This is a genomic window from Corynebacterium sp. HMSC070E08, assembly GCF_001808895.1.
Classification (GTDB): Bacteria; Actinomycetota; Actinomycetes; order Mycobacteriales; family Mycobacteriaceae; genus Corynebacterium; species Corynebacterium hiratae.
This window is the reverse complement of the sequence record NZ_KV794752.1, coordinates 1-15451: the sequence shown is the minus strand read 5'-3', so window position 1 is coordinate 15451 and position 15451 is coordinate 1. Positions and strand designations below refer to the sequence as shown.

The 15451-nt window shown below is 58.0% G+C and carries 13 protein-coding genes and 1 pseudogene; 7 read left to right on the top strand and 7 right to left on the bottom strand.

The window, feature by feature from the left end:
• The 3 genes and pseudogenes from HMPREF2526_RS05725 to der form a co-directional block, all read left to right on the top strand.
• Window positions 1-221: pseudogene (locus HMPREF2526_RS05725) on the top strand (pseudouridine synthase); the annotation flags it as partial.
• Entirely contained in the window at window positions 221-931 is a 711-nt protein-coding gene (cmk, locus tag HMPREF2526_RS05720; RefSeq protein ID WP_070546324.1) for a (d)CMP kinase, read from the top strand. The pseudogene HMPREF2526_RS05725 and the gene cmk, both read left to right, overlap by 1 nt.
• The gene (der, locus tag HMPREF2526_RS05715) at window positions 924-2552 is read left to right on the top strand and encodes a ribosome biogenesis GTPase Der (protein WP_049154965.1); all 1629 of its coding nucleotides are present in this window, start codon (window positions 924-926) and stop codon (window positions 2550-2552) included. The genes cmk and der overlap by 8 nt, the downstream gene beginning before the upstream one ends.
• A gap of 28 nt (window positions 2553-2580) precedes the next feature.
• On the opposite strand, the gene HMPREF2526_RS05710 is transcribed toward der, so the two are convergent.
• The 5 genes from HMPREF2526_RS05710 to HMPREF2526_RS05690 form a co-directional block, all read right to left on the bottom strand.
• Window positions 2581-3189, bottom strand: a complete 609-nt coding sequence (locus tag HMPREF2526_RS05710; RefSeq protein ID WP_049154967.1) for a response regulator transcription factor — start codon at window positions 3187-3189, stop codon at window positions 2581-2583.
• Window positions 3190-3191: 2 nt separating this feature from the next.
• Window positions 3192-4301 carry a sensor histidine kinase gene (locus HMPREF2526_RS05705; RefSeq protein ID WP_148139541.1) on the bottom strand — a complete coding sequence of 370 codons (1110 nt, stop codon included), beginning with the start codon at window positions 4299-4301 and terminating at the stop codon, window positions 3192-3194.
• Window positions 4298-5095 carry an ABC transporter permease gene (locus HMPREF2526_RS05700; protein ID WP_070546321.1) on the bottom strand — a complete coding sequence of 266 codons (798 nt, stop codon included), beginning with the start codon at window positions 5093-5095 and terminating at the stop codon, window positions 4298-4300. Before HMPREF2526_RS05700 ends, HMPREF2526_RS05705 begins: the two co-directional genes overlap by 4 nt.
• Window positions 5096-5107: 12 nt before the next feature.
• The gene (locus HMPREF2526_RS05695) at window positions 5108-6046 is read right to left on the bottom strand and encodes an ABC transporter ATP-binding protein (protein ID WP_210384396.1); all 939 of its coding nucleotides are present in this window, start codon (window positions 6044-6046) and stop codon (window positions 5108-5110) included.
• 87 nt (window positions 6047-6133) lie between these two features.
• Window positions 6134-6976, bottom strand: a complete 843-nt coding sequence (locus HMPREF2526_RS05690; RefSeq protein WP_083295527.1) for a class I SAM-dependent methyltransferase — start codon at window positions 6974-6976, stop codon at window positions 6134-6136.
• A 109-nt stretch (window positions 6977-7085) separates the two neighbouring features.
• Between HMPREF2526_RS05690 and HMPREF2526_RS05685 the strand changes: the two genes are divergently transcribed.
• Window positions 7086-8075 (top strand): CE1 family esterase, encoded by a 990-nt coding sequence (locus tag HMPREF2526_RS05685; RefSeq protein WP_083295526.1) that lies wholly within the window; start codon window positions 7086-7088, stop codon window positions 8073-8075.
• A 10-nt stretch (window positions 8076-8085) separates the two neighbouring features.
• Here HMPREF2526_RS05685 and HMPREF2526_RS05680 read toward each other — a convergent pair whose 3' ends face one another.
• Window positions 8086-9168 carry a site-specific DNA-methyltransferase gene (locus tag HMPREF2526_RS05680; RefSeq protein ID WP_246819864.1) on the bottom strand — a complete coding sequence of 361 codons (1083 nt, stop codon included), beginning with the start codon at window positions 9166-9168 and terminating at the stop codon, window positions 8086-8088.
• 698 nt (window positions 9169-9866) lie between these two features.
• Here HMPREF2526_RS05680 and HMPREF2526_RS05675 point away from each other — a divergent pair.
• The 3 genes from HMPREF2526_RS05675 to HMPREF2526_RS05665 all read left to right on the top strand — a co-directional run bounded on the left by HMPREF2526_RS05675 (window position 9867) and on the right by HMPREF2526_RS05665 (window position 13606).
• The gene (locus HMPREF2526_RS05675) at window positions 9867-10073 is read left to right on the top strand and encodes an antitoxin (protein WP_049154972.1); all 207 of its coding nucleotides are present in this window, start codon (window positions 9867-9869) and stop codon (window positions 10071-10073) included.
• Between the two features lie 251 nt (window positions 10074-10324).
• A complete protein-coding gene (locus HMPREF2526_RS05670) occupies window positions 10325-11734 on the top strand; it encodes a TetR/AcrR family transcriptional regulator (protein ID WP_070546319.1) in 1410 nt (469 codons plus the stop codon).
• 369 nt (window positions 11735-12103) lie between these two features.
• Window positions 12104-13606 (top strand): collagen-like protein, encoded by a 1503-nt coding sequence (locus HMPREF2526_RS05665; RefSeq protein ID WP_070546317.1) that lies wholly within the window; start codon window positions 12104-12106, stop codon window positions 13604-13606.
• Between the two features lie 78 nt (window positions 13607-13684).
• Here the strand turns inward: HMPREF2526_RS05665 and HMPREF2526_RS05660 are convergent, their stop codons facing one another.
• On the bottom strand, window positions 13685-15292 hold the full coding sequence (locus HMPREF2526_RS05660; protein ID WP_070546315.1) for a cation:proton antiporter family protein: 1608 nt from the start codon (window positions 15290-15292) through the stop codon (window positions 13685-13687).
• Window positions 15293-15451: the final 159 nt, after the last annotated feature.

The following is a 15451-nucleotide window of genomic DNA, read 5'->3' as shown; positions in this document are numbered from 1 at the left end:
AGATCGTGGATAAGAACCAGGGTTATTCGCTAGTACGCCTCGAGCTGCACGAGGGCCGCAAGCACATCGTTCGCCGCATGCTCAAGGAAGCCGGATTCCCGGTCCAGCGACTCGTGCGCACCAAGCTTCACACCGTGCAGTTGGGTGATATGAAGCCCGGCTCCCTGCGTGCACTGAACTCCAACGAATTGACCAGCCTGTATAAGGCGGTGGGGATGTAATGATTTCAAACATGCCAAACCAGGGCCTAATCCTGGCCGTTGATGGCCCGTCCGGAACCGGTAAGTCCACGACGTGCCGCGCGTTGGCTAAGCGCCTCGACGCGAAGTATGTCGATACCGGCGCCATGTACCGCGTGGCTACCCTTGCCGTGCTGCGCGCGGGCGTGGACCCAGCGGATACCGACGCTGTCATCGCCGCAACCGCAAACCTGCCTCTGGAGGTCTCCGATGATCCGGATTCCACTCAGGTCATCTTTGCCGGCGAGGACGTCTCCCGCGTGATCCGCGAGGACGAGGTAACCCGCAACGTGTCGGCAGTATCTGCCATCCCGGAGGTACGCCAGAACCTCGTGGAGCTGCAGCGGAACCTTGCCGCGAAGGCACACCGTGCCATTGTGGAGGGTCGCGATATCGGCACCGTGGTGCTCGCTGACGCTCCCGCTAAGGCCTTCATGACGGCCAGCGCCGAGGTCCGCGCGCAGCGCCGCCACGATCAGAACCGTGCGGCGGGCATCGATTCGGATTTTGACACCGTGCTTGCCGACGTCGAGCGGCGCGACGCTGCGGACTCCTCCCGTGCCACCTCGCCGCTGCGCCCAGCCGAGGACGCCGTACTCGTGGATACCTCTGAGATGACCCCAGACGAGGTCCTCGATGCCCTCATCGCCGTCGTCGAAGAATCGGCCGCAAAGGAGGCCTCACATGACTAATGGACCGCAGAACCCAAACGTGAACCCCGAACAGCAGCCGGAAGAATTCGAGACGGAATTTCATTACCCGGTAGGCAAACTCGAGGAAGAGGTCGTGCGCGATCCGCACGGCGGGTGGGCGCAGAAGGATTTCGATTCTGAGGACTTCGACTATGAATTCGATGAGTCGGAATTCGACGACTCCGAGTTCGGCGAAGCCGATTTCGGCGAGGAAGAAGATATCGCTGAAGGTGAGAACCCGCTCAGCGAAGAAGAGTGGGAGGCGCTATCTCACGCCTTTGGCGTGGGCGAGGAGCACACGGAGGAAAACCTCTGCACAGTGGCCGTTGTCGGCCGCCCGAACGTGGGTAAGTCTTCCCTGGTGAACCGCTTCCTCGGGCGCCGCGAAGCGGTGGTGGAGGATCACCCGGGCGTAACGCGTGATCGCGTCTCCTACGTGGCGGACTGGAACGGCCAGCGCTTCTTCGTTCAGGACACCGGTGGCTGGGATCCGAACGTCAAGGGCATCCACGCCGCTATCGCGCGCCAGGCAGAACAGGCCATGGAGACTGCCGACGTTATCGTGTTTGTCGTGGACACCAAGGTGGGCATCACCGAAACCGATGCGGTCATGGCCCGAAAGCTGCAGCGCTCTGAGGTGCCTGTCATCCTCGTCTCCAACAAGTTTGACTCGGAGACGATGTACGCAGACATGGCCGAGTTCTACGCGCTGGGCTTGGGCGATCCGTGGCCGGTATCCGCCCAGCATGGCCGAGGCGGCGCCGACGTCTTGGATGAAATTCTGCGTTTGTTCCCGGAAGAGCCGCGCCATTCTTCGATTACCTCCGGGCCTCGCCGCGTGGCGCTGGTGGGCAAGCCGAATGTGGGCAAGTCCTCGCTTCTGAATAAGCTGACGGCGGAGGAGCGCTCCGTCGTGGACAATGCCGCCGGCACGACGGTCGACCCAGTTGACTCCTTGGTGCAGCTAGATCAGCGCCTGTGGAAGTTCATTGATACCGCGGGCCTGCGCAAGAAGGTTAAGAACGCGCAGGGCCATGAGTACTACGCTTCGCTGCGCACGCGCGGCGTGATTGATGCTGCCGAGGTATGCATCATGCTTATCGACGCCTCCCAGGAAGTCTCCGAGCAAGACCAGCGCGTCCTCAACATGATTCTGGAAGCCGGTAAGGCCCTGGTCATCGCCTTCAATAAGTGGGACCTTGTGGACGAGGATCGCCGCTACTACTTGGAGCGCGAAATCGATGAGAACCTGCGTCACCTGCCGTGGGTGACCCGCGTGAATATCTCTGCGGAGACTGGCCGCGCCCTGCAGAAGCTAGAGCCTGCCATGATTGAGGCTCTCGAGAGCTGGGACCAGCGCGTGTCTACTGGTCAGCTCAACAACTGGATGCGTGAGGCGATTGCTGCGAACCCGCCGCCGATGAACAACAACCGCCTCCCGCGCGTGCTGTTCGCTACCCAGGCCTCGACACAGCCGCCGACTATCGTGCTGTTTACCACCGGCTTTTTGGATGCGGGCTATCGCCGCTATTTGGAGCGCAAGTTCCGCGAGCGTTTCGGTTTCCATGGCTCGCCCGTGCGCATCGCGGTGCGCGTGCGCGAGCGCCGTCAACGCCGATAGCTAGTGTGGGCTGAGAGCACGCAAGCGTCTAGATCCAGCCGTTTGCCTCGGCGCGCCGCGCGGCCTCAAATCGGTTACTTGCCTGTGTCTTCGTCATAATGGCGGACACGTGGTTGCGCACCGTACCGCCACTGAGATGGAGGTGTGCTGCGATATCGGCGGAGCCGAGGCCGCGAACCAGTAGGCGGCACACCTCGACTTCCCGTTCGCTCAGCGGGTTGTCGGGAGTAAAGAGTATGTCCTGAGCAAGCTGCGGATCGATGACACGCAGACCCGAGTGGACGCGGCGGATGGCATCGGCGAGTTCCTCCGGGGGAGTGTCTTTGACGAGGAAGCCATCGACGCCCGCGTTGAGGGCGCGTTTGACGTAACCGGGACGGCCAAACGTGGTGACGATGAGGCTGCGGCAGTGAGTATTGGCGATAGACTTTGCGGCATCGATACCGTTCATTCCGGGCATCTCAATGTCGAGTAGAGCGACGTCTACCTGATGCTCAGCAACGAGTGCGGCGACCTCGGCTCCGGTGGAACACTCGGCAACGACGTCGATGTCGGGTTCGGTACTCAGCAAAGCGGTGAGAGCGCCCCGGACCAGGGATTGGTCTTCGGCGATGAGTACGCGGATGTGTTCGCTCATAACTATCGCACCTGTTGAATCAGCCGGTGGCCGTCCAAGGCGAGGAGGACCGTGGTCACACCTTCGGCACGCTGAGTAATGACCTCGCCACCGACAGCTTCTGCACGGTGGCGAAGGCCGGCGAGACCCGTGAGGCCGTCGGCAAGCGCCTGCGTGGCATCCTCCGTGAAGCCGTTGCCGTTGTCCGTGACCTGGAGGGAATCCTCAGTGAGAATCACCCAGCACTGCGTGGCACCCGAATGACGTACAACGTTGGTGGTGAGCTCGCGCAGTGCCCACGAGAACAGATCTTCATGAGCCCGTGGCTGGGTGAGAGTCTCTGGAAGGTGAGCTTGGATTCCGGCGGTTTCCAGAATGCGCCGCGCGGCTTGAATTTCGCCAGCAAAGGTGGGGTTCTTCATGCGAGTAACAGTGGAGCGGACCTCGGCAAGGGATAACCGAGACAGCGAACTAATCTCCTCGAGCTCGGCAGCGGCCTTGGTAGGGTCGCGGTCGATGAGCCGGCGGGCCACTTCGGCCTTGAGATTGATAGCCGTCAGGGTATGGCCAAGAAGATCGTGGATATCGGAGGCAATGTCCTCTCGTTGCTGGGCCAGATCCAGGTCGTGGCGCAACGCTGTTTCGGTGTCTTCGCGCTGGGAGAGAGCACCGAGGGCCAAGATAAGGAGGGGCCAGCCGAAGAGGATTATTGCGAGGTCAACAAAGCGTGGGCGGTCGTACACCCAGACGGGAATGCTAGCTACGAGTCCGGTGAACGCAATGATGGTGGCAGCAGTTTTCAGCGGCAGTGTGAAAGCGATCAAGGCTCCGAGGTAGGGCACGAAGACCACAATCCAGGCGCCGTGAGAAGGGACGGCGGCAAGCGCGATCAGCGCGAGAATAACCCACCGGATAGCTACTCGATGGTTATGTGACCACCCACGTGGATAGTCGTGCACCGTACCGAAAGAGACAAGGTAAGCAGCACAAAACACCGCGGTGATAATAACCGCCCAGGTTCGCTGGACGGTGGAATAGCTGGGCTGGAGGAGGATCTGCAGCAGCACCGGTAGGAGAAAGATGAGCCAGACAGCGGCGAAAGCAGCGTCACGTGGTCTGAAGTTCCGCATCATGCTCGCTCCTTGTCGCGCTTGTGCAAAAGCAGGCATAGCCCGACGAACACCACCGTCCATACAGCGATATTAACGTATGCGTACCAGAGCGGGTCCTCAATGAAGAGGCGTTCGCCATTGATCATCTGGGAGCCTTCAGAAAGGGGCCAACGGGCAAGCGCTTGCGCGCCATACATTGGGGTGAAGCGACCTACCTCCAACAGCGATTCCTTCAGCGGCATGAATACGTTCCCGGCAAACGCAAGTATGACGATGGTCGAGGTCGCTACGGAGACGGTGTTTTCCGAGGGAATGAGCATAGCACAGGCCATGCCGTAGAAGCCGAAGGGAATGGCGCAGACAACAGTTATGAGAAAAGCTAGCGTCCACTGGTCCGGCTGCATGGACGCCTTTGTCAGCCCACCGGTAATGAAGACAGCGGCAATGGGCAGGATGGCACGAACCGAGATGTTGAGAAAGTTGGCAACGGCTAGCTGGGAAGACCGAAGGGGAGTCAACGCTAGTTGGCGGCCCCAACCCGCGCGATTCTCTGCGACCATAGATCCGGCTGCACCCACAGCGCCAGTGGCTCCTGCATAGAGCGCCATGCCGATCATGACCAGTGCGGCGACATTCCCACCGTTGAATTCGATGTCGCCGTACTCTTGCATCGCGCCAAAGAGGATATAGAAAATGATTGGCAGGCCGATGCTGAAAAAGAGCGTGGGCAGGTCTCGGCGCAGACGTTTAAGGTCGTGGGCCGCGTAGTTGAGGGTTGTCCCGAGCGTGGGAGTTACGGCATTGTTGATGCTCATCGTGGGGTCTCCTTATGGGGTAGTCGTGTCGGGGGAAGCGTTAGAGAGCTCCATAAAGGAGTCTTCGAGGCTATGGCCAGAAATTGTGATGTCCCGGGCCGTGGTTTCGGTGAGTAAGTAGCGAGCAAGCGCATCAGAGTCTCGGGTCGTGATGGACAGACCGGTGTCTGTGTGCTCTTGATACAGCACTCCTGGGAAAGACTCGGTCTCGAGGTTGTCCGGGATGCCGTTGGGGAAGCTGGCACGGATGGTACGGGTGGCGTTTGCATTGCGGATCTCCTCGGTAGATCCATCAGCTTGAATCTCGCCCCTGTTGAGCATGATGATGCGTTGGGCAAACGTATCGGCCTCTTCGAGATAGTGAGTGGTGAGAAGAATCGTTCGCCCAGCGCTTGCCTCCTCGTGCATGGCCTCCCAAAAATGACGGCGGGCGCCGGCGTCCATGCCTGCGGTTGGTTCGTCGAGAAGCAGCACTTCCGGATCTCCCAACAAGGCCAGCCCGAAGCGCAGACGTTGTTGCTCGCCGCCAGAGCACTTGCCCACCCGACGCGAGAGGATAGAGCCCAAGTTGGCGCGCTCGATGATCTCCTTATAGGGGCGGTGGACGGGAAACGCGGCACCGAGAAGCTCAAGGGTTTCTTTCACAGTGATTTCCGGTAGCAAGCCGCTCGACTGCATGACGGCACCGATGCGCCCGCTCTTTGCAGCATGCCGTGGAGTGCCCCCAAGCACGCTAATGGCCCCTGAGGTTGGGGTGGTCAGTCCCAGGATGAGGTCAAGCAGCGTGGTCTTGCCGGCGCCATTGGTGCCTAAGAGGCCGACGATTTCACCTTGCTGAATGCTAAAAGAGACGTCGTGAAGCGCGCGCACAGGGTTGCGGGAGGAGGCGTTGAAGGTCTTGCTTACACCGGTGACGTCGATTGCTGGTGGGGTGGTACGTGTCGTGCTCATACCTTCACGCTATGGCGCGAAGGTTTTCGCAGCGTAGACAGGGTGTCACGAATCCGGGATGACAGTTGTCATGGTTGACGGAGGTGGCTACTCACTTGAGCGCGCCAGCACGAAAGCATCAGTTCGGTACGGAATACGCAGGACCTGGCCGGGCTTAAAACCCATGTGCTCATAGAGATACCAGTTGAGGTTGTAGGTCATGCGCTCGTGGATTTTTTCTCCATTGCGAAGCCAGTACGAGCGAGTGTGCATTAGCTCATGCAGGTCCTCAGGGGTGAGCTCGTGTTCCCACGTAAGGCGCAGCTCCTCACGAAGAGTCCATGGCGCGGTAAAGGATGGGTAAAAGCCGGGGCGGTGGACATCACCGGAGTGCATGATGCGGGAAAGACGCAGGATCCACGGGTCTGCATTGACATCAAGGGTGTTCCATACCAAAAGGACCTTACCACTCGGCCGAAGGATTCGGTCGAATTCTGCACATGCCTGGTCGACGTCGACCCAATGCCAGGTTTGCGCGCAAGTGAGGGCATCAAGGGAGGAGCTGGCGAGCGCTGTGTTCTCGGCGGTGGCCCGCCAGCACGGCACCCCGAGCCGGCGCAGAACACGCGTCATGTCGGGGGATGGATCGCTGGCATAGACGACGGAATTGGTCAGGGATTCAGTGAGCTTGCCGGTTCCTGCACCAACATCGAGAACTGTGTGTGCAGAAGCGATGAGCTGCGACACTTCGCGTGGGTAACCAGGGCGCACGTCATGGTAGGTCTCCGCGCCTTCGCTAAAAGCTTGCGCGGAATGCCTGCGTCGTTGGGCAGTGCCGAAGCTGGGCGCCTCCTTCCCCGAAGCCCGACGGTAGCTGGGGTAGTGCTCGGGCAGAGGGTGAGCGGGAGAGGCGCTGGAGGAAACAGATGGTTCGGAAGGCGAAGAGCACATGATGCTTCCAAACTTACCGTGGCGCTGCGGGTTCGTAGATGTCGGTGCGATGTTTTAAGGTGGACGAGGATTTATTGGCGCGCAGAAGTGAGAGTGTTGAGGGGGAACAATGGGTAAAACGTCTACAGCATGGCCGCGCCCAGTGCACACGCTCGTCGATCTAGCGGCCAGCGCTGTCTGCGTTTTTGCGCTGGCATCGTGTGGGACGCCCGAGGAAGCTCCGACATCCCCGACAACTGAAGCAGCATGGACAAATGATCTCGGTATCCCGGTAGCGCCCATGCTCGTCGGCCCTGAGCCGGGGCACACAAAGAAGATGAAGCTAGCCTCTGGGCGCAGTTTCCTACTTCACGTGCCTGAGAATTACACCCCGGAGCGCGCGTGGCCGGTGCTGCTTTCTTTCCACGGGTATACGGATTCGCCTGAGAATATGGAGAAGTACAGCCAGTTTGATGCTGCTGATGCCATCGTGGCTTACCCTGCTGGGGAGAAGGCGGCGTGGGCCCCAGCACCTTACGCTGTGACGAGCGCGGAAGAAGACCTCGACTTTGTGCGCACAATCGTGGATAGCCTGCGGGCCACTTATGAGGTGGACGACAATGCCATTTTCGCGGCTGGATTGTCTAATGGCGGAGGGTTTGCGGCCTTCTTGGCGTGCCGGATGCCAGGGACTTTTCGTTCAGTAGCTACCGTGTCAGCTGCATACTACGAAGGAATCCATACGGACTGTTCTGATCGACCGGTAGGCCGTTTGGACATTCACGGAACTAAGGATCCCGTGGTCAACTATGAAGGCGGTGTGCGTCATGGCACGGCTTATTCTTCCGTTGCAGAGGTGCTCGGGCAGCATCAGAAACGCAACAAGTGCCGCGGCGACGTCGAGTCGGTACGCCTCACAAACGGTGCGACCAGAGAGACGTGGACCGGGTGCCAGGCTCCGCTTCAGCACATCCGCATTGAGGGGGGATCGCACGTGTGGCCGGGTGGTAACAACTCTACGAAAATTGAGGTGGGAGAAGGCTTCGCCACCGATGCGGTGCTAGATTTCTTCGGAATCCCTGGCAGGCCCGAAGGCACAGAAGAGCATAATGTGGCCTAGAGCCGGGCTATCACCTCAAGGTGAAATGCGCACAAGGAGTATCGAGGGAGCGAACCCGCGCTAGACAGATATCCGCGACCGTTTCAAAACCCGCGTGGCGCGCGGCACTAGACGGCTCGGTGGGGTGGGGTATTTGGACCAAGTGGAATGAGCGTTGACCGTTATCCTCGCGGTTGAGCTCAACGACGGCTTGGGCAGTGGTTCCTGAGCCTGCAAAGAAATCAAGGACTACCGCGTCCGTGCCGCCGGTGATGGACAGTAGATGCTTGATGAGGCGCACAGGTTTGGGGAAGTCGAAGACTCCCGTGACACCAAGTGCTTCTTCGGCGTCACGACGGCCTGTTCGAGTGACCCCAAAACGTTCCCCATCGAGAATGGAACGGGGACGCGCACCCTTCTTTTCGTAGTTCTTGGTGTAGACAAAGCCGCGTCGAAAGACCAGCTCCTCATAATGCTCAGCGACCTTGTCTTTACCCCAACGCCACCGCGCGACGCCCGACTTGCCCTCCGGCTGGTGCGGCCAATATTCGTGGCCATTGGGGCCAACGATGGGAAAGTCGAGGCTTGGTAAGTATCCCAAGGTCTTAGAATCCAACCGCACGAGTGAATAATTCCCTTTCTCATCGCTGTGGTTATAGCGGGTTGAAGTGTGCGCTTCCAAGTCCAGGTTGAATCCGGCATTTGAAGGTGACTTGGCATAGCAAAGGATGTACTCGTGCTCGAGAACCGCATATTTGGAATCATTCTTCCCGGTCCCGCCCTTCTTCCAAATGAATTGCCCGGCGAAGCAGTCCTCACCGAAAACCTCGTTGAGTAGTAGGCGCAGGTGAGCGCTTTCTGACTCACCGATGGACACGATGATGAAGCCGGTATCGGCGAGCACCTCACGAGCCAGGATCAAGCGTGGCAACATCATAGAAAGCCACTCGGCATGCCACTGTCCAAAGTGCTCTGAGCGCATCTCTCGGCGTTGACGGAAATTATCGCGGTAGACAAAATCCTTGCCGGTGTTATAGGGCGGATCAATGTAGATGATGTCCGCTCTCATTCCCTGTGCAATGAAGTCCTTTAAAGCGTCGAGATTATCTGCCACTGTCACGCTGTTGGGGGCCGAATGAGGACCGTTCAGCAGTGTTCTTGTGCGAGTGGCCTTCTCCGTGGCCTGCGCCGCAGCCTGCTCCTTACCCGGCCACACAAGGCCAAAGGCTGACCCGCCTTGGGGGACTGAAGGACTGTGTAGCTCAGAAGAAGGCAACTCTTCAGAGGGATGGGCGGGAGATTGGTGTGCGGAAGGAGACTGAAAGAAAGGCATTGTGGTGCGCCGAGGTTTCGACTTCGATTTCTAAAGGTAAGTGAGCGGTCAATGACGTTGTGCAGCATGTGTCGCGCGACGCGGGAAGGATGAGCACATTTGAATTGTGTCCCAGAGTACAAGGGTTCACAAATGAGAGCGTGGCGGCACGCGCCAAGTTGTTGAACGAAAAGGGGTAACCAGAGGGGGTAGACGTTAAGAATGGTTCTGAGAACTCTCAGTAAGTGAAAGTTTTCCTTTAACTTGTGTTCTAAATGTATAACGATTTATAACGTTTGTGGCGAAGAGGTTGGTGCGTCGGTACGGTGGGGTGACGTGATGGCGCTCAGCTTGGATGTGGCGACCACAGCGCACATGCTTGGTGCGCGGGAAGCTGGCTAGGCCTCGCACTGTCGCCGACATTACGTAGTATTCGGCACACTCGGGCCGTGAGGGTCACCACTGCTAGGACAGTATTTACTTAAGGAAGGAATAAAGTAATGGGTATTTTTGACAAGGCAAAGGATGCTCTGAACTCCGATAAGGGCGAGCAGATTTCGGATAGCGCACTGGATAAGGGCGCAGACCTTGCTAAGGGCAAGCTGGGCGAGGATAAGGCGGATAAGATTGACTCCGCTCGCGACCAGCTCGATGAGCGCATTGGCAACCAGGGCGCTGAGGCTCCCCAGGAGGATGAGCAGAAGTAAAGCGACTGCCGCACTTGGAGCCGGACCGCGTCGAGGTTTCAGTGTTGCGTGACACGTAGCTTGAACGCCCAGGGGTCCCGTCCGCATAGCGGGCGGGACTGCATAAGTTTTACAGCAACGTATATTTTGAATTTGGGGTGACGGGGGTAGGTTGTCTTGCAGTGCGGGCGAAAGCTTAAGAGAACCTGTGTATATTCCTATCTTCCGTTTATGGACCTAAAAGCGATCGTTTCCTAGGTAAGCTGAATTCTGTGATTACTTCAGTAGGTGTGGAACAGGGCAACCAACCCTCGCGCCAGCTCCTTATTGAGCAGGCCGGTCGGGTTATTGCCAAAGCGGGCATTGATGAGGTGCGCCTCCGGGAGGTGGCCGATCAAGTGGATGTTCCGCTAGCGGAAGCCCAAGAGCTCTTTGCCTCTGAAGCTGAGCTTGTACAGGAAACCAAGCACACCCTAAACGAGGCGCTGACCTCAGTCGTTGATCTGCATCTCCAGCGTTTGCCTGAGAATGCGACGGCTGTGGATAAGCTTCGCGCCACGGCGCTGGCGTATTTCTCCTTCGCGGTGGAGGATCCGTCTGCCTTTGCGGCATTTTCTGCGGTTCATGCAACTCCTCGGGTCGGCGTTACCGCAGAGGACTTTGTTAGTCCTGATGGGGATGTCGAAAAATGCCCTATTATGCAGATTGTTTTTGAATTGACCGAGGAGGCTATCAAGGAATCTGGCGGAGTGGATCCCGATGTTAATGGAACCTTGCTGTCGGCGCTGTCGATTTTTTCCCACCTACACGGCGTGACGCAACTTGCAGCTGAGGGAATCTTGCGTTACCTGTCGCCGGCGGCGAAAAAGCAGACATTTGGCGCTGTTATGGACACGCTGAGCGTCGGTCTCTACCCATTCTTCAGGGGAGAGCGTGTCGAGCGCACTATTCCTTATGGCTTGGTGGGAGAGCAGCCAGAGGCGTTGGTAGCGAAGGCCAAGGATTACCCACGGGGAACCGAGGATGAACAGCGTACGGCGTTACTGCGAGGTGCTATTGAGGAGGCGCTAGACCACGGCGTTACCGGCCTTCATATCGGTGGTGCTGCGAAGTGGGCGGGCCTTAGTGTGCAGGAAGCTGAGCACCTGATTGAAAGCGATCAAGAGCTGGCCAGCTTCCTTGAGCGGTATTTGGACAAGGTCAACTATGAGTTCATTTTCCGGCAGGTAGCTGCGCTTCCGGAAGACGCTAAAGCAATGTCCAAGATTAAGGCCACCGGGTACGGCTACGTCTCGCATGCGCTGGCTGATCCGAAGGGCTTTGAAGCTCTTATCAAGATTGCGTCCGGGCCGATTGTTCCGATGTCCTTCGAGGACGACTTCTTGCCGAACGCGAACAAAGCGGTTGAGCTCCAACGTGACTTTAGCGAATTTGGGCGGGCTTTTGGCTTCATTATGTCTCTCGCACGTGAGGCGATCGATGAAGTCGATGGGCCGCGCACCCCGTGGGTTCTTTTCACCTTGGTGATTTCCATGTGGGCGGGCGCTCATGGTCTAGCCGTGCTGAGTACCAAGGGGCCCTTGCGTGGGTGTGATTCAGACTATATTTTCGAGATTCTCACTCACTATATGGACATTGAATTTGGTGGCATCATGCGCAGTCTTAGTGGTATGGCTGACTAATGCAGCAATGTGACTGAGGATTGCGCTCTTTGCGCGTCATCGTCGCCATTCCTCCACCCGCTTTCTTAATGTGAAAGCGGGTGGTTCTTTCTATTGGCACCTGGGGAGGGCTGGTGCGTCGGTGCCTAAACTCGGCGTCCTTCCGGAAGTTGCCCGTTGGTTATGGGGGGTAAGAAAATCGTATTGCCAACGATGTTGACGCTGTGAACTGCACTAATGCTGAGCTGGGGGTTTTCAAACGGGGGTAATGAATGGTTACTCAAATGTAGAAAATATATTTCGACGGTTGTATGGTGACCACGTCCGAACCTTAAGCACTTAGCCCACTGTGTTAAGTGTGTGCTCATGAACTTGCAAGAAAGACTTCGTATGCGTTCCTTACACTCCCGCATCGTTGCCACCGCAGTGGCCGTAGCAACCTTTTCTTCCGTTATCGTCGCCCCGCAGGCTTTCGCCGTTGAGGAGCCGAGCGAAACCGCCTTTGTCCACGAACAGTCCGGCGCTGACACTGTCGACGTCAATGGCACCGCTTTCGACGAAGACGGCAACCTGATTGATTCAAACAACGCTGGCGACAACATCATTGAGGAGTTGGACCGTGAATCCCGGGGCAACGACTTTGGCTTCTACGGCGCGGAAAACGGCAAGCCAACGACACTTGATGAGCTGAAAACCGCCGAGGCATCGACGGCTGACGCCACTATCAAGGTCGTGGAGAAGAACGGCAAATTGGTGTGTGAGATCACCGATGTCCCAGGCAAAGAAGGCGAGATTCTCGAGCGCAAGCTGGACCTTGCACGGGCTTTCTACGACGGTGGAAACAAGCTGCTCCAGACCGTGTGGGAAGTAATCCCAGTCGTCGGTGAACTTGTGCCTTCTGACTTCATCAAGAAGATTGGCGCAAGCTCTTGGGAGGGAATTGCCAAACTTGTTCGTGATGGTGAGGCAGACAAGGACGTCACCTGGGATCTCGCACGCGCGCAAGGTATGGCCATCGCCAAGATTAATAACGCTGATGCAGAGGTGGATCTAAAGAATCCAGATGCCGCTAAGAAGACCGTTTCTGGTCTCATCAAATTTGCTGATGGTGCTTTTGGCAATGGTGTGGCCACCGTTCTGAAGATCTTCAATGCCGCTGTCACCATCGCAGGTCTCTTCCCAGGCGCCAGCGCAGCCAAGGATTTGAAGTTGAGCAAGACCCAGCGAAAGGAAATTGAGTCTACTCTCTCAGATATTTCGGCTTCTGCCTCCGCGCTCGCAGAAATCAATGCACCAGCTGGTCAGAAGTGTGCGGATATGCTCAATGGCAAGAAGGTAAGCAACGACAAGCCCGCTTCTCCTTCGACGTCTAATACCACTGAGCCTTCAGAATCCCCCGCGTCTTCTGAGCCGTCTAGCTCAGTAACGCCGAGCCCTTCTGAGACCACCGAGCCCGAGGAATCGGAGTCTGAGACGCCTACGACGACCGAACCCTCGACTTCTACCACCGACGGTGCTGAGGCTCAGGACGGCAAAGACGGTAAGGACGGTGAACCAGGCCGCGATGGAAAAGACGGTAAGGATGGTATCGACGGCAAGGATGGCCGCGACGGTGCCAACGGTGCACCGGGCGCACCCGGCCGCGATGGCGTCGATGGCCAGGACGGGCGCGACGGTCTTAACGGTCTAAATGGCCGCGACGGCGCTGACGGGAAGGATGGCAAAGACGGTCAAGACGGAAAGGACGTCGATTCCTCCTCCATGGCTGGCTACACATTCCTCGCAGCTATCCTCGGTGGCGGTCTCGTCGTTTCTATTCTGGGCGCGATGGATTACCTCTACCTTTTGGGCTACCTGCCCAAGGAGGGGATCCCGTGGCGTGCTAACAGCTAAGCACCCATTGGACGCTGAGTCCGGACACAGGAGCCGGTCTCAGCAGGGAGCGGGCTGGATGCCGCGGAGGACGTTTTTCTAAAGCTCGCCCTCGTTGCGCAAGTGCCGTAGCTGATTCTCCGTAAAAGTTCGCTCCGCTAGGGATTCGCCGGCACCGTCCTGCAAGTGCACAACGACACTGAGCCCGAGCTCCTGCAGGTCCTCGACGTCTTCACGGTACATGGCCACCGAGCTGATGGTGCATTCTTCGGTATTGATGCGGGAAGCGTAGATTTCCTTGACGGCGTCTACGTTCGCGTGCTGGGCCGGCATGGCGAGCATAATCATATCGATCTGGTGGCTGTCCTTGACGCGCTCCCAGAAGTCGATATCTGTTGCATCGCCCTCCACGACGTTGTAGCCACTCTCTTGGAGATGGCGAACTCGTGCTGGATCGTGTTCCACTCCCAAAACCTTGGCGCCGTAGACGTCGACGAGCTCCTTGTAACAGGAAAGGCCGAGCCGTCCTACGCCGAGGACGAGCGCATGGGCGTCGCCAAGCTCGATGGGGCGATCCTCCGGGTGAATCTTGTGCGGTGGGCGGGCCGGCAGTCGCTTGGCTAGGTGTGTAGCTCGCGAGACGTTTTGTGGGTTGAGGATTGCCGAGATGACAAAGCTCAACGAAACAGCGAGCACGAGTGACAGCAGCCAGCGTTGGTTGAGCCAGCCGTCCTGTACTCCCACAGCGGCAATGATAAGGGCGAACTCAGAGTAGTTCGCCAGCAACAGGGAAGCAAGGACAGAAGTGCGGTTGCGCAGTCCCAACATCCACAGGATTGCCCAGTAAGCGAGGCCCTGGATGGGCAAAAGCAGCAGGAGCAACCCGGCGTCGACGATGTTGTGCCACGTTGGTAGGCCCAGGAAACCGATGTTGACGAAAAAGCCAACCAGCAGCAGTTCTTTGAGGGTAAACAGTGAATGGCTGAGCTGTTCTGCGCCAGGGGAGCGGGAGAGCACCACGCCCATGATGAGCGCGCCGAGGCTTCCGGAGAGGCCGACCCACTCGAAGAGAGCATAACCAGGCAGCAGCGCCATGACGATGCCAAAGAGCGCGCCCAGCTCACCGTGCCCGAGCTTGTACCAGCGGCGAGTAGTCAGCGCTAGCAGCGGGACGATGAGGACAAGCAACACGGCCGCTAAGCTTGGCGGCTCTCCCCGTAGGATGCTCATGAAGACGACAGCGATGATGTCCTGCATGATGAGGACGCCGATGCAGATATTGCCGTAGAGGGCTTGTTCATCGCCGCGGTCTTGCAAGATTTTGACGACCACGATGGTGCTGGAAAAACTCAGCACGAGGGCGACGTTGACCGCTATCGAAAAACTGGTCGGACCGAATGCGCCGAGTGCGCCGAGAGCCGTGATAAAACCCATGCCGAGGAGGGTCATCACGAGCACGTGGGCGGTGGCGGTAAGCCAGACAGCCTTGTCGGTCAAGGCCCTCAGATCGAGGCGCAACCCGATTGCAAAAAGCATCAGCGTAACACCGATGTCGGCGAAAAGATCTAACGCTTCAACGTGCTCGATACCCCCGGCATTGAGCGCGAAGCCAGCGACGAGAAACCCGATGAGAGGCGGCAATCGCACCGCCCACGCAATTAGGCCGCAGCCAAACACCACTGCGAGGTAGATCAATAACAATTCCATGGATTGTAATAGTGCCCTAACCCGAGCTTTGGCCAGAGTTTGAAACACTATCTACCCCATGAGGGTGAGAAACATGGAGTGGCCTTGCTTGGCGATACATGTCGTTCACGGTAAATAAGCGCTAAAAAATTGGCTTAAGGGACATTTCGTGTGGATAAA

Bases quoted from the DNA above. Each gene is read 5' to 3' on its own strand.
- cmk (WP_070546324.1), top strand. From the start codon at position 221: ATGATTTCAAACATGCCAAACCAGGGCCTAATCCTGGCCGTTGATGGC.
- HMPREF2526_RS05690 (WP_083295527.1), bottom strand. From the start codon at position 6,976: ATGTGCTCTTCGCCTTCCGAACCATCTGTTTCCTCCAGCGCCTCTCCC.
- HMPREF2526_RS05685 (WP_083295526.1), top strand. From the start codon at position 7,086: ATGGGTAAAACGTCTACAGCATGGCCGCGCCCAGTGCACACGCTCGTC.
- HMPREF2526_RS05660 (WP_070546315.1), bottom strand. From the start codon at position 15,292: ATGGAATTGTTATTGATCTACCTCGCAGTGGTGTTTGGCTGCGGCCTA.
- HMPREF2526_RS05710 (WP_049154967.1), bottom strand. From the start codon at position 3,189: ATGAGCGAACACATCCGCGTACTCATCGCCGAAGACCAATCCCTGGTC.
- HMPREF2526_RS05700 (WP_070546321.1), bottom strand. From the start codon at position 5,095: ATGAGCATCAACAATGCCGTAACTCCCACGCTCGGGACAACCCTCAAC.
- HMPREF2526_RS05705 (WP_148139541.1), bottom strand. From the start codon at position 4,301: ATGATGCGGAACTTCAGACCACGTGACGCTGCTTTCGCCGCTGTCTGG.
- HMPREF2526_RS05675 (WP_049154972.1), top strand. From the start codon at position 9,867: ATGGGTATTTTTGACAAGGCAAAGGATGCTCTGAACTCCGATAAGGGC.
- der (WP_049154965.1), top strand. From the start codon at position 924: ATGACTAATGGACCGCAGAACCCAAACGTGAACCCCGAACAGCAGCCG.
- HMPREF2526_RS05665 (WP_070546317.1), top strand. From the start codon at position 12,104: ATGCGTTCCTTACACTCCCGCATCGTTGCCACCGCAGTGGCCGTAGCA.
- HMPREF2526_RS05695 (WP_210384396.1), bottom strand. From the start codon at position 6,046: ATGAGCACGACACGTACCACCCCACCAGCAATCGACGTCACCGGTGTA.